We start from the raw sequence: 14,873 nt of genomic DNA on the forward strand, positions 1-14,873 counted from the left end.
CCAGGGCATGACGCCCACGACGCAATACATCCGGTGTCAAGCAATCGACATGCCAGAGCTGGCCTCACTATTGCATGAGTAGTTCATCTCGAGCTTGAGAGGTGCGTATGCCGGACCGTAGCTGGGAGAAGGAATCTCGTTCGTCGGGTTGGCGCGAATTCCACTGCGCTGCGTGCGGGAGCCCATCCATCCGAATTCCCAAGCTTCTCCGGGAAGATCAGGAAGTGAGATGTCAGCGCTGCGATTTCGTGGTGTCGACGTGGGGCCGCTTTCGAACGTCGATCGAGAACAATATTAATTGATGCGAGACCGTTACCGACGACGCTGCCTGGCTCCCGTCGGAGCCACGCGGCACTCTTCTTGCAACGCTATCCCCGGGGCGATCCTTCCATTCTCCTTAATCCATCGCATCGCGCTTGAGCCGTGCGACCGACTGCGGATGAGCGAATGTCTATTCGAGACCTCCGCGTTGAAGAGAATGACGAGGCGAAGTTCGCGCAGATATGCGTCATTGGAGCTGGCTTTGCCGGTCTCGTCGCATCACTACGTCTCGCAAAACAGGGCTATTCGGTTGTCCTGCTTGAAAGCGGCTATCAGACGCTCGAACCCGACATCGACGAATTGAATCGCGCAGACACCTCATCGACGTCATATGCTGGCGCCATGACGGGGCGGCTTCGCGGTCTCGGAGGTACATCACGTCGATGGGGTGGGCGCCTTCTTCCTCTAACGCCGCACGACACTGGCCCGCGTCCACACCTGTCGCTGGACGGCTGGCCGTTCCCGATTCATGAGCTCGACATCTATACACCAGAAATCGAAGACCTATTTGGCCTGGACAATAGTGCGTTCGAGGGAGACGTCCTTGATGGGATAGATCCTAACTCTGTCATTCCACGATGCGACCCGGACATTCACATCCGGCTACCGAAATGGCCAAATTTTCGGCGCCGCAATATTGGTCAGCGGCTGCAACGGCAGATCACACGCAGCTCCGCACTTCAGCTTTATCTTGGAGCAACAGTCTGCGGTCTGGGGGTCGATCCAGCAACGGGCCGGCTAACGTCAGTCGAAGCCCGCTCCCTCAGCGGTCGCAAACTCACAGTCAACGCGGATCAGTTCCTCATCTCGGCGGGCACGATCGAGACGACGCGGCTTCTTCTGATTCTAGATCAGCAGTCGCAAAATCGCGCGTTCGAGAGATGCAACGCGTTAGGCCACTATTTTCAAGATCATATCCGGCTCGAAGTTGCCCGGCTTCTGCCGACCGACGATGACCGGGTGACCCGCCTGTTCGGCTATGATTATTGGGGAAGCACCCGTCGGAAGCTCTACTTCCAGCTCAGCGATCAGGCTCAGGATGCGAACGCCGTCGCCAGCGCCTATGCCGAAGTCCGGTTACACATCTCCGACGGCACACCTCTGGATCGGCTGAGAGCACTCGTTCGCGATTTCCAGCGGCACGAGATCCAGCATTCGCTGCGTAAACTCCTTTATCTCTTGGTCGACCGCGATCTGCTTACAAACCTTGGCCTATGGCGCGCATTGACACAGCAGACATTTCTGCCGCCCGCCGCTGAACTGCGTCTGGATGTCCGGATTGAGCAAATCCCCGTCTACGACAATCAAATCACACTATCCCAGAAACGTGACAGGTTCGGCGTTCCGCTTCCCAAATTGGAATGGGCACCCGGTGAGACCGAGCTCCGGACGTTTCTGCGCACAGTGCAATGTCTGAGCAATTTCTGGATTCGTGCGGGAATCGAGCCCCTGTGTCCGGTGATCTGGAATCCGGGTGTTTTAGAGGGAACCCTGTCGCTCTCGGACTCCGTCGACACCTCTCATCCGTCAGGTACGACGCGCATGGGCACGATGCCAGCGGAGTCCGTGGTCAATGCAGATCTACAATGCCATGCAATCCCCAACATCTGGATCGCCAGCGCATCGGCATTCCCAACTTCTGGCAGCGCCAATCCAACTTTCACAATCATACAGCTGGCGCTCCGGGCCGCCGATGGAATCGTAAGGACAATGCTATCGGGAGGCTGACGCTGGCCATCCGCGCCTGCTTACGAAAGGAAGCCGATAGTGCGTTTTCTTGTCAGGGGTATAGCCGGCTTCATCGGCTTTCGCGTTGCACGTGAACTCATCAAGCTGCGTCATACCGTCCACCGGTCCCGCGAATTGGCAGGGATTCTGCATATCAGGCTATGAGGTGCCGTTCGCGCGTCGCTTCAAATATGTTCAATTGCCGGATTTTTCGTTTTCTCGAGTAAAAGAGGTTTGAACGATGGATATTACGGTAGTCGGCGCTGGATATGTCGGACTTGTTTCGGCAGCTTGTTTTGCAGATTTTGGCCACTCGGTAACTTGCGTGGATACCGACGCCACGAAGATTGAGAACCTCAGGGTCGGCACCATTCCAATCTTTGAACCCGGACTGGACGATCTCGTCACCCGCAACGTTGCCGCGGATCGACTGCACTTTACGACGAATCTCAAAGACGCTATCCAAGGAGCAGCCGTCATCTTCATCGCCGTCGGCACGCCATCAAGACGCGGCGACGGCCATGCGGACCTGAGCTATGTCTATCAGGCAGCGCGCGATATCGCGGGAACCGCCAGTCGCTATACGATCGTTGTGCTGAAATCGACGGTACCGGTTGGAACCGGCGATGAAGTCGAGAGCATAATCCGGTCGGCACGTCCGGACCTCAAATTCTCGGTCGTTTCCAATCCCGAATTCCTGCGTGAAGGTGCTGCGATCGGCGACTTCAAGCGGCCGGATCGCATCGTGATCGGCACCGAGGACGAGCGTGCGCGCGACGTCATGAGTGAGGTATATCGCCCTCTTTTTCTCAATCAGTCGCCTATCTTCTTCACGGAGCGACGCACTTCCGAGTTGATCAAATACGCATCAAACGCTTTTCTGGCGGTCAAGATCACATTCATCAACGAGATCGCAGACCTTTGCGAGCTGGCCGACGCCAATGTCCAGGACGTCGCGCGTGGCATGGGCCTGGACAACCGGATCGGCCAGAAATTCCTGCACGCCGGTCCCGGCTATGGCGGATCATGCTTTCCAAAGGATACGGCGGCGCTCGTCAAGACGGCGCAGGACTACGGCGGATCGCTACGTATTGTCGAGACCGCTGCCGCCGTAAACGACCAGCGGAAGCGCGCCATGGCCCGGAAGGTCATCGCCGCCTGTGGCGGCTCCGTCAAAGGCAAGACGATCGGATTGCTGGGACTGACTTTCAAACCCAATACCGACGACATGCGCGATGCTCCATCCATCGCGATCGTTCAAGCGTTGCTCGATGCTGGCGCGACGGTCAATGTTACAGATCCCGTGGGAATGACGCAGGCCCAGGGGGTCATCAGCGGAGTGACGTTCTACCCGGATGCCTACACTTGCGCCGACAACGCCTCCGCCCTTGTTTTGGTGACGGAGTGGGACGCCTATCGTGCACTGGATTTTCCACGCCTTCGCGAGCTTATGCATCTGCCTATTCTGATTGACCTCCGGAATGTCTACCGGGCGGCCGAGATCGAACGCCACGGTTTCATTTACAATAGCGTCGGTCACAAGCCTGCGCGGCCCAAGTCTTTGCTTCGCGCCGTCGGCTAGACAGCACTACGGGCGCCTGGGCTGTCAGTCAGCCTCAGTCGACCGACACAACGGGCAGGCCGACCACGGGCCTGCCCGCCCGGATCTTGATCAGTGAGAATATTCTACGCCGAGCCCAAACCAGATCCTCGCCGAGAATCCGATCCGGCAATAGCGACATCGTCACCGCAAGCACGATGACGAATGCCATTGCCCCCGCGCCATGCGACAGAAGCCAGCCAAACCGAGAGAAGGACCATATCGCCGCGATATCAGCGAATGCGCCGACGCCAGCGATCCCAACGGCGCGCAGGTGCACGAAGGCGATGCTTGCCCAGCTGAGGTCAACAAGACGCCGAGCCTGCAGAACACTCACCACGTAGAATATCCAGATCGCAACAGTAAAGCCGCTTGCGACTCCGACCAGCCCGTGCCGAGATCCGACCAGCAAGCCCACGCTCACAAGCACAAGATAGAGCAATTGACGAAAGGCAACGCTGTTGAAACGCCCCTTACTGAGCGCTAGCGACTCCGAGATTTTGTAGCTGGCGCGGCCTGAAAATGCCAGGAACAACACACTGGTCACGGGGATCGCGGCCACCCATTGAGAACCGAACAGGATACGAATGATCGGCTCGGCATGGATGGCAAGCCCAACGCCAATCGTGACGTAAATAGGCAGCAGCACGGACAGCATGCGTCGAAAGAGCAACGTTACACGCTCGCTATCCTCCTGAACTCCCGACAGACCCGAGAACATGACCCGCTCAACCGTCGTGGAGAACAATTGCGTTGCCATGGAGAATAGACTGCCGGCACGTGAGTAAAGCCCCAGTCCATCCGCCCCGAAAAGTCGTCCGACGATGACATTCGGGCTCGAAAGCGCGCCCCAGTTCAAAAGCCCGCTGGAGACGGAGGCGCGCCAGTCCCTGATGAAATTCCGATCTGTGATGCGCCAAACGAATTTTCGAGGCGGGCCGGCTGCGCGGCCAACCAGGACCAGCTCGGTCAACGCGGCGAGAATGCTCGGGATCACCAAAGCCCAAATCCCGAATCCCAGCGCGGCAAGCAAGATGGCTACGACGGAGTAAGCGAATATGTTCGATAACAGCGCGGCAACCGTGACCTCCCGATAGCGATGATCCCGCATCAGCAACCCGATGGCAGGCGCCGCCATCGCCTTGATCGGAATGATGACAACCGCAGCTAACAGTGGCCATTCAAGCCCTTCTATCCTGAAAAACCCGGCCACCCACGGCGACGCAACGGCTGCCAAAGCACCGAGCACGAGGCCGAATATTGCAGACAGACTGAAAACTGCATTTCTGAGATCAGCATCGACCTGTGTCCTTTGAATGATGGGAGAGACAAACCCGCCCTCGGTCAGCGCATTGCCGAGAAACAGAACGACCGTAATCGCGGCCATCATGCCAAATTCACGCGGTGACATCAGTCGTGCCAGTGCCACTGACGACGCAAGCCCGGAGAATGCCAACCCGAGGCGCCCGATCATCAGCCAGCCAACGCCGGTACCGAGCCTTCGTGTGAGGCTGCCGCCGGAGGATTCCCCACGCACGTCCATCAGCGAAACGTCCCTCCAGTATCAACTGTGTTACGGTTCACGACGCCACCTCGCTAGCCCAGATAGATATCCGCTGGATGCAGTCGCGGCCGGACATTCCCCGAAAATTTAACGCCGAAAAAGAATGAGCCATTTGCACCGTCGATCCGCCGCTGCTCGGGGATAAATCGATCCAGCATGACGAAGGCCAGTCCTGGAGCTGCCAACAAATTGCCTAGCGTCTTTGATCGCGTGACCGCCCTCCAGAACTGACGAACCGCCCAGTAGAGCGAAAGACCGGGCCCACCGAGAGTGCCGCGATCGATTGCCTCGAACTCGCGGAAGAGCAGCCGATGCCCGCTTTCGCTAAAACGCCAGAAATCATAGGCACCCTCGTGAACATGCTGCAGGAATGGTGTTTCCGCATAGACGAACCCGCCGGGCTTCAGCACGCGAACGATCTCGGAGACCACCCGGACAGGATCCACGACATGTTCTAGCACGGCCTGAATGCAAACCAGGTCGACACAGCCCGATATCAATGGGATCGAGTGAGCGTCGGCGACGAAGAGCGTATTGTCGCTCGGATAGATGTCGAATGAGACGACGCGCAATTCGGTGTCACTATAAAGCGCGTCCGCTCCCTCTCCCCTGGTTCCGCCACCAATCACCAGAACGACCGGCTTGGCGACACGCGCCTTGATCTCCGCCGCTACCCGCTTGTAGTTCCGCGCGCTTGTCGCCGTGGACACATAGAGACTTTTCGCGAACCGTCTGAAAAGGGAGTGTCGCTTCCGGTCCAGAAGCGGGCGAAATCCCTCATTGAAGTCTTCCGGGCGCGCCACACTGGTGTTGAAATCAATTAGTATCGGCTGCCCATGAATGCGGCGGACGGCTTCTTCCGTTTGGATCGCGTCGCCGCCACTAGTGCCAATAGCTTCCTTCAGGAACAGCGGCGTCTCCAGAGATTCAGGACGCCTGAGCAAATGAGCGATCTCGGTGAGGCTAGCCAGCACGGTCACGTCCCCTTTTTCTGAGGGTTGAAAGATCACTAGGCTTCATTGACCTGAGATGTCTCGCGAGTGGTCCTTAGTCCGACAGACGCGCCTGGCTCGGACAGGGCACGATAGAGTTCAACGTAGCGCATCGCGACTGACTCAAGATCGAACGTTCTCTCCGCGTGCTGGGACAGCCGCCGCGACCACTCCAGCCAGATTTCCGGGTCGAGTGCGTAGGCCTTGCGAACAGCAACCGCAATGTCGACCTCGCTACCGCTCACCGAAAACAGCGGATAGTTCTCGAACGGAATCACGTCGCGCGCACCGCTCATATCCGTAATGATTGGCACGACGCCGGCCGCGAGCGCCTCCAGCAGCGCGTTAGAGAGGCCTTCAGAGCTTGAGAGCAGCAGCAGAAAATGCGAGCGGTGAAGAAGTCCGCTAACGTCCGTAATGGCACCGAGCAGCCGTACATCTAGCGGATTTCTCGCACTTTTCAATCTGGCTTCGATCGCTCCCTGTAAAGGTCCCTCACCGGCCAGCATCACCGATGTCCCCTTCGGCGCCGGTACGGACTGGAGGCCCGCAATCATCGGCAACACATTCTTCTCGGGAGACAACCGCCCAACGAAGCTGAATACTGCCGCGTCCTTGATACTTTCGGCCCGCGCTGCCTGCGTCTCCTCAATGCGCGCTGCGAAACGAGTGAGATCGACACCGTTCGGGATCGACGCGATTGCAAATGGGGATACGCCATGTGCCTTCAGATCGTCTTCGATCTGCTTACTGATCGCAATAAACCGACTCGCATGCCTAACCACAAAATCGACACCAGCCTTCCCGAACAGATACTTCCTCCGTCCGATCACCACGAGATCGTTTTCTTCTCCGCCAACGCCCAACTTCAAGACCGATGGCAGCTTCAGGAACTTGCTTGCGACCGCGGCAACATAGGCGTTGATCCGGAGCTGGTGCGCGTGAACGACTTTAATGTGCTGGCGATGCCAGAATAGCCAAAACAGTGCCTGAACCGCCCAGAGCAATGACGACAACAAATGGCGACCGGCGAGCTGCGGCGGCGACGGACACCAGAACCGGATCACTCGGATACCGATAGCACCATCATCGAGAGCGACACCAGGTACGCGGCTCGACAAGACGACGACATTCTCTCCACGACCTTCCAGCGCCCGAGATAGGCTCAAGCACTGCTTTTCCGCGCCGCCCATGATCTCCACGAACTGACACGTGAGCATAACAACAAGGGACTGGCGATCGTCCTGCTTATGCCGCAACCACATAATGGAGTACTCCGACTCAAAGCAGTCGTTCAAAAACAAGCATACGCTATGCCAACTAATATCGACGCGAGAGCAAGCAAACCGCCGCACGAAAGACTGCGCAATACTTCATATCCCGCCGCCATGACAGTTAATGGTGGAACTCAAGACGATGCCTGCAGAGCAATCGCAACGTCCACATCTTCGGCGGCGACTGCCGCGAAATCTCGCAAAGCATCCATAGCTTCTTCGTCACAGGTCATGTCATGCCGACGAACCTACGCTTTTGAAAGCAAACACCGCTAAACTTTTAGTCTTGACGTTAAGCGCCTTCACAACCCTGAATAGGGCCGCGATATTTTCTTCCGAACTACCAATTTCTGACTATCAAGAATTACGCTCAGCGACCTCGACTGCAGAACGATACAAAGCGACGCCCCATGCGGGGCTTCCACTTTCTATCTTTTTCAATGCAACGCGTCGGTAGCAACTATGGCATCGGTATCAGAGTTCCACGGGCCACAGCTCCTCTTCAAGCCGAGCTATCGACTTCCGCTATCGTATGAAGCATGGGGCTACGCGCTCGCAATAAGCGACGCCTGCGCCATCGTCCTGACCGGCTGTATCTCCGTACTGACATATGCATACTTCTATTCTCACGCCCAAATTCCAGTTTTCAGCGAATTGAGCGCTCCGCTCGGCGCGAGCTTCATACTTGGCGGTTTGTATCTCGCCTCGGCACAAGCACGAGGGATATATCGCCCGTCATCGTTGCTGCGAAACGGAACCACGCTAACCAAAATACTGACGAACTGGGTCGGCGTCTTTCTCTTTGGCTCTCTGGCGGCGTTTCTGCTGAAAATCGGCGATCAATTCTCGCGAGGCGCTCTTATTCTTTACTTCGTGACCGGCGCCGCAGCGCTCGGAGTCGTAAGGTATTCCGCTGGACGTCTTCTAACGAACGCGCTCCGCCACGGCGGCCTCAAGCGCAAGCGGATCGCCCTCATCCAGGATTCCGACCTCCACGTTCCGCTATCGACAACCAATGATATCATTCACTCTCTGTCGCAGCATGGTTATGAGATTGTTAGAACTTATCCGGCCAATGATCTCGCGGACACCTTGGGCCAGAAAAGCGCGCTAGCCCGCGAAGACCTCCTCGATCTTAACCGCGACGGAAAACTCAACGAGATTGTCATTTGCACCGGCGCTATAAATTCGAAGCAGCTTACAACACTGATGCATCAACTGCGTCGCATCCCCGTTTCCGTGAAATTGATCCCGCATAGTGAGCTACATTCCCTTCTGCAACGGCCATTGGTCGACATTGGAGCCGGTGTTGCTGTCGAGTTGCAGCGCCGACCATGCTCAACGTTCGAACAGACCATAAAGCGCCTGATTGACGTTACTTTGGCCGGAGCCGGGCTACTCGCTCTGTGCCCAATGATGCTGATGATCGCGGCACTGATCCGCCTGGATAGCCCGGGACCCGTATTCTTCGCACAAAGGCGCACTGGCTTTAACGGCTGCGTGTTTCGGATTCTCAAGTTCCGCTCAATGACCACCGCAGATGACGGTAACGTTATCCGTCAAGCATCGCGCGGCGACGCACGCATCACAAGGATGGGTGGCTGGCTCAGATCGACGAGCATCGACGAGTTGCCTCAGCTCATCAACGTTCTCCGCGGGGAGATGTCGATCGTCGGACCTCGCCCGCATGCCGTTGCGCATGACACGATCTACAGCAATTTGCTCGATAACTATGCGCTTCGCTACCGGATGCCGCCGGGCATTACGGGATGGGCGCAAGTCACCGGCTATCGCGGGGAGACGGCCACTACGGACCTTATGGCCAAGCGCGTGGAGCAAGATCTCTGGTACATCGAAAATTGGAGTCTGGCTCTCGATATCAAGATTATCTTTCGAACTATCTACTCGGTTATGAAAATTCGCGATGTCTACTGATCTACGGGGACGTCATTTAGCGTTCCCTGACTCGTTTGCCATTTTACGTTTTCTCTTCCGGAGAAATCGACATGTACAATACGAATCCGCATCATGTTCTTCACATCATCACTCGCCTCGTTGCGGGAGGAGCTGATGAAAATACAGTCCTCAGCTGCAACCATTTTGCTCAACTGGGGCATCCCGTCACAATCATCTATGGTCACGACTTCGATCCGAAGATGATTGCCCGGTTGCATCCGGCGGTGAAAGCCATTCAAGTCAAGTCCCTCACCAGAAGCATCAGCCCGATGCGTGATCTGCGTGCCATGCGCACGATCAGGCGCCTGCTGTGGTGGCTCCGTCCGGACGTCGTACATACGCATACCAGCAAGGCTGGCGTCATCGGACGCATGGCGGCAATGAATATCCCAAGCCTCGCCGTCGTTCACGGAATCCATATCCTCGCTTTCATCAATGTCGGCTGGTTGCAGCGCCAGGTCTATGTTGCTCTGGAGCGTGTCACCGCATCATGCACCCATGCTTTCGTCGATGTGAGCCCCGGCATGATGGAACTAGCGCTCGCGCATGGCGTCGGCACCCCCGATTTGCATTATATCGTGCCCAGCGGCATGGACATTGACGCCTTCCGGAGCCGGCAAGCGCAGCACGTGCGCATCGAAACTCCGACGAGCCGTCCGCGCCGACGAGTTGTCTATCTCGCCAATTACGAACGGCGTAAGGCTCATCGCGAGTTGATCGACGGTGTCAGTGAGCGAAGGGCACAGTTTAGCGACACGACATTCGTGCTGGCCGGTACGGGCGCACTTGAGGCTCCGTTGAAGGAACACGTGTCCAATCTTGGTCTTCAGGAGATCATTGATGTATGCGGATACGTTTCGGATGCACCGGCACTGCTCGAGACGGCAGATCTGTGCATCTATTGCTCCGGTAGAGAGGGCCTGCCGCGGGCCGTCGTTCAGTACTGTGCCAGCGGAAAACCTGCCGTTACTTTCGACCTGCCGGGCATCGAGGTGATTGTGAAGTCGGATTATAACGGCATGGTCTGCAAGCAGGGAGACTTTGATTCAATGCTGTCAGCCGTCCGCAGCCTGCTCGATGACCCGCTTCTTCTTGCCAGCATGAGTTCAAATGCAAAATCCATCGATCTCGAAAAGTGGTCGACTGCCAGTATGGGTGTGTCTCTAGAGACGATTTACCAAACTGCCATCATGCGAGCGCGAGCCATTGTACAATAACTCCTTCAGAGGCCGATTTGAGATTACACCGCGAAGCATCGTCACGGTCGGCATTGTCTGTTCGCTCGGCGCACTTTTCATGGGGCTGGAGCTGCGAACCCCGGTCGGCACGCTGAAACCCATCGACATTGTCACCTTGGGTCTTACTGCACTGTATCTATGCACGACGCATCCACGTCACATCAGAACCAGTGCAGGCATGCTCCTTCTCGTCATGTTTTATCTGGTTTCGACGGTTCCGGCACTCTGGACTGGTGAACTGGTCTACATCAGCAAGCGATTCTTACAGATCACGATTCTCATCTCTCTTGGAATTCTCATCTGCAATATCGACACGTCCGGCCTGCGACGTTGGCACTACCAGCTACTTCTCGGGCTTCTGGCCGCGACGATTGCATTCAACGTCATTTGGCATGTCTCGCATGGCCATATCATCGTTTGGAAGCAGCTGGGCGATCCGAAATCGGCCTTTCTGTTTCTCCCGATGTGCATTGCGATCGGCCTCGTGATCGGGGCACTGCCGACCAACCGCTTCTGGCTCTCGATCTGGGCTCTGCTTTTTGTCTTGATTCTGATGTCGGCCGAGCGAAAGGCGCTGGTGCCGTTTCTGGCCGTCACACTCGCGATTTTCCTCAATGTCCGGAACTTGGGCGCTCTCGTTCTGGCTGCGGCCGCGGGTGCTCTGGCCATGGCCTTTACGGACATTCTGACCGACGGACAGATATCACAGCGTGTCGGCAGTATATTTGTCGAGCAGGACCGAAATGAGATCTGGTACGCGATAGAAGGCGGCTTACCTTCCTCCATTAGCGATACCGCTCGCAAGCTTGGCACCGAAGTCGCGTGGGCGATGTTTTCCCAGAACCCGTTCCTGGGCGCAGGTACTGACGCAACCGGCAATTTCGCACGAACATATTTCGCAAACTACCCCCCGTATTTGCGGGCAGCCGTGCACAATGAATTTCTGCGCATGCTGGCCGAGAACGGGATCCTCGGTACGGGGATCGTACTCGCTGCGCTTGGCCGTTCGATGGTCCTTGGTATTCGTGATGCCGTCTGGATGAGGCGCCGCTTCGGCGACTATGCCTATATTCGAATCCTGTTCATCATCTTCATCCCGGTGCTGACCTACATGTGGTATGAAGGGTCCGGCACCGAGATGTTCGTGATTATCGTCTTGATTACCCTGATGCCGGACTTGCTGCCCAATATTGTCATGCGCGCGCGGGTTTACGCGGAGCAATGCGCCGCAGCCGCCCGCGCGCAGCATACGATCGAACCCGGAAAACAGTATCGGTATATCATGGAGAACGGCGCCACTTGAGTTGGTGGCGACATGCAAGCACGAGGCCTGACGCAGATAATCCGGTTAGAACGTAGTAGTGAGTAGTCGTATGAGTGTTTCCGTTATCGTTACCTGCTTTGACGAGGGACCTTTTCTGCATGCAGCCATTGCCAGCGTGCTCGAGCAAAGTCGCGCTGACCTGATCGACCACATCGTTATCTGCGACGACGGGTCGGACGCAGAGACCCAGGCGATCCTGCAGGAGCTCCCCGCGCGCGATCCCCGCATATTGATCTTGCCGGTCGCCACAGACAAGATCCAGGGCACACGCGGCGTGTCGCTCAACCGCAATCGTGGCGTCGCGGTCACCGATAGCGACTATATCGCCTTCCTGGATGCCGACGATCTCTGGCGATTGGACAAACTCGAACGGCAGCTTTCCATCTTCGACGCCATGCCGGAGACCGCGCTCGTCTATACTGCATTCTCATTATTCTGGTCGGACAATCGCAAGCCGCCCGAAGTCGCTCCGCTCGTTGACCTTACCCTTCAGTCCGATCAGAGCCTGGCATATTTCATGGACGACCCCCCTATCGTCCCGTCTACGGTTCTGATGCGGCGATCATTATGGGACAAGCTTGGCGGCTTTGACGCAGCACTGGAAGTATTCGAGGACACTGAGTTCTTCTTCCGTGCAACGAGGCTGGGTCGGGTTGCAGGGGTGAAGATCCCTCTGGTCGACAAGCGACTTCACGAATCGGCCATGACCTCCAAACGTAACCAGTTGATGAAGCATCACGCTTACGTAGCGTTTCATATCGCCGCTCAGGATCCACGGCTACTTCGCTACGCAGCCAAGCGACTATCCGAACGTGCGCGAAAGCTCGGCAATCTGGAGGCGCTGGACGGCCGCAGCGAGAGCGCCGTGAATCTTCTGACGTCGGCGATCTATTTCAACCCGTTCAATCTGCGAGCCTTGCTCACCCTCGCATTGCACTATTTAGGCGGTGAATCGGCCATGAGAGCCGTAAAATTAACGCTGTCACGCGCGAGCCGATCATGACCGAGCAACGCCGCGTTATCTACTTCATCAATGGCCTCACGCGAGGTGGCGCCGAGATCGGGTTGCGCAGCCTGTTGGAGAACGGCCTTTTCGAAGGTTACGACTTCCGGGTCATCATTCTGCATAGAGGCTCCGCCGAGCTCAGGCGTGAAGTCGGGGCTTTAGCGGGCGAAGACCGAATTATCGAAGCCAGCACGTCGCCGAAGCTGACAATCCGCGGCTGCGTCATCGGAATGTATCTGCTGTTCCGGACCATCGTCACCTTCCGCCCGGACTCCGTCATCTTGTCACTTAAACAGGCAAACATCATCGGCCGGTTCGTTCTATATGCATTTCCCAAGGTCAAATGCATCGCCTTCGAGCACATTGCTGAGCTGGAGCGCGGACGCGCGGTCGCGTTGTATAGCAAGCTTCTGAGATTGACTTCCGGTCGCGTCGACAGCGTTTGGGCAGATTGCACCACGACATTGAATGCAACGCGCGTTTATTTCAAACCGCGACCGCGTGAGGAAAAAGTCGTCCCGCTGTTCCTTGCCAGTGATGAAGCACCGCTGAAGAGCTGCTACGAACTCTCTGGCCCCGCGCGGATCGTAACCGCTGGTCGCCTGGTCAGTCGAAAACGCGTCGATCTCCTGCTCAAGGCAATTCGGATTCTCGCCGATCGTGGTCGTATCGTCGTTCTGACCATCTATGGCGAAGGCCCCATGAAATCCGCATTTCAACAATTGGCGAACGAGCTTGGCATTGGCCAACAGGTCGAGTTCGCCGGTTTCAAGCATAAATGGTACGCCGATGCGGCTGAGCACGATCTCTTTATCCATATGAGCGACGAGGAAGGATTCTGTATCGTCGTCGCCGAAGCCATGATGGTGGGCTTGCCCGTTATCGCAAATGCCGTGGGCGGGATACGCGACTACTCTTGCGACGGGAGGACGGCGGTTCACCTGGCATCGATGGATCCGCGGTATGTGGCCGATATTATTGGGAGACATCTCGACTGCGAGAATCATCGGCAATATTTGGGCAATTGTGCCGCCGGCTGGATCAAATCAACATACCAGCGGGAGCGAGTGAAGGAGCTGTACAGGAGCGTTGAATTCTGAATCTCCTCCCGCGGATTGTTCCTGGGTTGACCGACCACGGTCGATTCATCAATCGGCGGCAGGGCCCAGAGACAACTACGCGGTTCAATCTATTTTCTAATGTTGGATTTTCCAGTTTCTGTTTTTTACGAGGCACGTCTTCTAATGACAGCGGCTCAAGTTTTTGTTCTTGAGATCGACGGCAAGCCGACGCTTGTATTTGACGCACCTGATGCGGATATCGCTGGTGCAATGTGCGCCGACGATCTGCTTAGAACAGATCTCGAGTCGATGACCACCAATGGCGAGGCGATTTGCGCCCCTCATTCCCGCCTCGCATACCGCCCTGCCTCTCCACGGGAGATCTCGGCCTTTGAGCACGCGCATCTTCGTGCTCCCGCGTCTGATGAACCGACTATGGTATTCCTTATCAATGTCGATGGGATCGTCATGATATCCGTCGACCCTTCCGCTTGAGTCCAATGATCACCGATCCGATTTCTCCAACGGGCGTCTACTCATTGGAAATGCCTTTCGCGAACATGGGGGCAACGTGACGGATCCATCGAATAATGCTTGGTCGGTTGAGGACGATCAGAGATTGAGGGAACTCGCTATAGCGGGCCGATCCAATCTCGAGATCGCGCAAGACCTGGACCGCACCCTGGCCGCCGTCAAACGACGGGCCAGTTCTTTGGGTGTTCCGTTGGGCAGGGCCGGACGCGCGCGCCCCGGCATCTCGCGGTTTGGATAAAGCGAGCGCGCTTTAGCTCAAAATCGGGAGAACGCGC

The 14,873-nt window shown here is 56.7% G+C and carries 11 protein-coding genes; 8 read left to right on the forward strand and 3 right to left on the reverse strand.

Annotation, left to right across the window (positions count from 1 at the left end):
• Positions 1–447 precede the first annotated feature (447 nt).
• Both AB8A38_RS11250 and AB8A38_RS11255 read left to right on the forward strand, forming a co-directional pair.
• Positions 448–2,049 carry a GMC oxidoreductase gene (locus tag AB8A38_RS11250; protein WP_439086038.1) on the forward strand — a complete coding sequence of 534 codons (1,602 nt, stop codon included), beginning with the start codon at positions 448–450 and terminating at the stop codon, positions 2,047–2,049.
• Between the two features lie 241 nt (positions 2,050–2,290).
• On the forward strand, positions 2,291–3,631 hold the full coding sequence (locus AB8A38_RS11255; protein WP_439086039.1) for a UDP-glucose dehydrogenase family protein: 1,341 nt from the start codon (positions 2,291–2,293) through the stop codon (positions 3,629–3,631).
• 34 nt (positions 3,632–3,665) lie between these two features.
• On the opposite strand, the gene AB8A38_RS11260 is transcribed toward AB8A38_RS11255, so the two are convergent.
• The 3 genes from AB8A38_RS11260 to AB8A38_RS11270 are packed head-to-tail and all read right to left on the reverse strand — an operon-like array spanning position 3,666 to position 7,470.
• Positions 3,666–5,192: an oligosaccharide flippase family protein gene (locus AB8A38_RS11260; RefSeq protein WP_439086040.1), complete on the reverse strand. Its 1,527-nt coding sequence runs from the start codon at positions 5,190–5,192 to the stop codon at positions 3,666–3,668.
• Between the two features lie 53 nt (positions 5,193–5,245).
• The gene (locus tag AB8A38_RS11265; RefSeq protein WP_439086041.1) at positions 5,246–6,193 is read right to left on the reverse strand and encodes a class I SAM-dependent methyltransferase; all 948 of its coding nucleotides are present in this window, start codon (positions 6,191–6,193) and stop codon (positions 5,246–5,248) included.
• A gap of 29 nt (positions 6,194–6,222) precedes the next feature.
• Positions 6,223–7,470: a glycosyltransferase family 4 protein gene (locus tag AB8A38_RS11270; RefSeq protein WP_439086042.1), complete on the reverse strand. Its 1,248-nt coding sequence runs from the start codon at positions 7,468–7,470 to the stop codon at positions 6,223–6,225.
• 471 nt (positions 7,471–7,941) lie between these two features.
• Here AB8A38_RS11270 and AB8A38_RS11275 point away from each other — a divergent pair, with 471 nt between their 5' ends.
• From AB8A38_RS11275 to AB8A38_RS11300, 6 genes are all read left to right on the forward strand, one after another.
• Positions 7,942–9,414 (forward strand): undecaprenyl-phosphate glucose phosphotransferase, encoded by a 1,473-nt coding sequence (locus AB8A38_RS11275; protein WP_439086043.1) that lies wholly within the window; start codon positions 7,942–7,944, stop codon positions 9,412–9,414.
• Positions 9,415–9,485: 71 nt separating this feature from the next.
• The gene (locus AB8A38_RS11280) at positions 9,486–10,652 is read left to right on the forward strand and encodes a glycosyltransferase (RefSeq protein ID WP_439086044.1); all 1,167 of its coding nucleotides are present in this window, start codon (positions 9,486–9,488) and stop codon (positions 10,650–10,652) included.
• 79 nt (positions 10,653–10,731) lie between these two features.
• Positions 10,732–11,976 carry an O-antigen ligase family protein gene (locus tag AB8A38_RS11285; RefSeq protein ID WP_439086045.1) on the forward strand — a complete coding sequence of 415 codons (1,245 nt, stop codon included), beginning with the start codon at positions 10,732–10,734 and terminating at the stop codon, positions 11,974–11,976.
• A 70-nt stretch (positions 11,977–12,046) separates the two neighbouring features.
• Positions 12,047–13,000 (forward strand): glycosyltransferase, encoded by a 954-nt coding sequence (locus AB8A38_RS11290; protein ID WP_439086046.1) that lies wholly within the window; start codon positions 12,047–12,049, stop codon positions 12,998–13,000.
• Positions 12,997–14,103: a glycosyltransferase gene (locus tag AB8A38_RS11295; RefSeq protein ID WP_439086047.1), complete on the forward strand. Its 1,107-nt coding sequence runs from the start codon at positions 12,997–12,999 to the stop codon at positions 14,101–14,103. Before AB8A38_RS11290 ends, AB8A38_RS11295 begins: the two co-directional genes overlap by 4 nt.
• A 144-nt stretch (positions 14,104–14,247) precedes the next feature.
• Positions 14,248–14,559, forward strand: a complete 312-nt coding sequence (locus AB8A38_RS11300) for a hypothetical protein (protein ID WP_439086048.1) — start codon at positions 14,248–14,250, stop codon at positions 14,557–14,559.
• Positions 14,560–14,873 lie beyond the last annotated feature (314 nt).

This window comes from Tardiphaga sp. 839_C3_N1_4 (assembly GCF_051811045.1).
Taxonomy (GTDB): Bacteria; Pseudomonadota; Alphaproteobacteria; order Rhizobiales; family Xanthobacteraceae; genus Tardiphaga.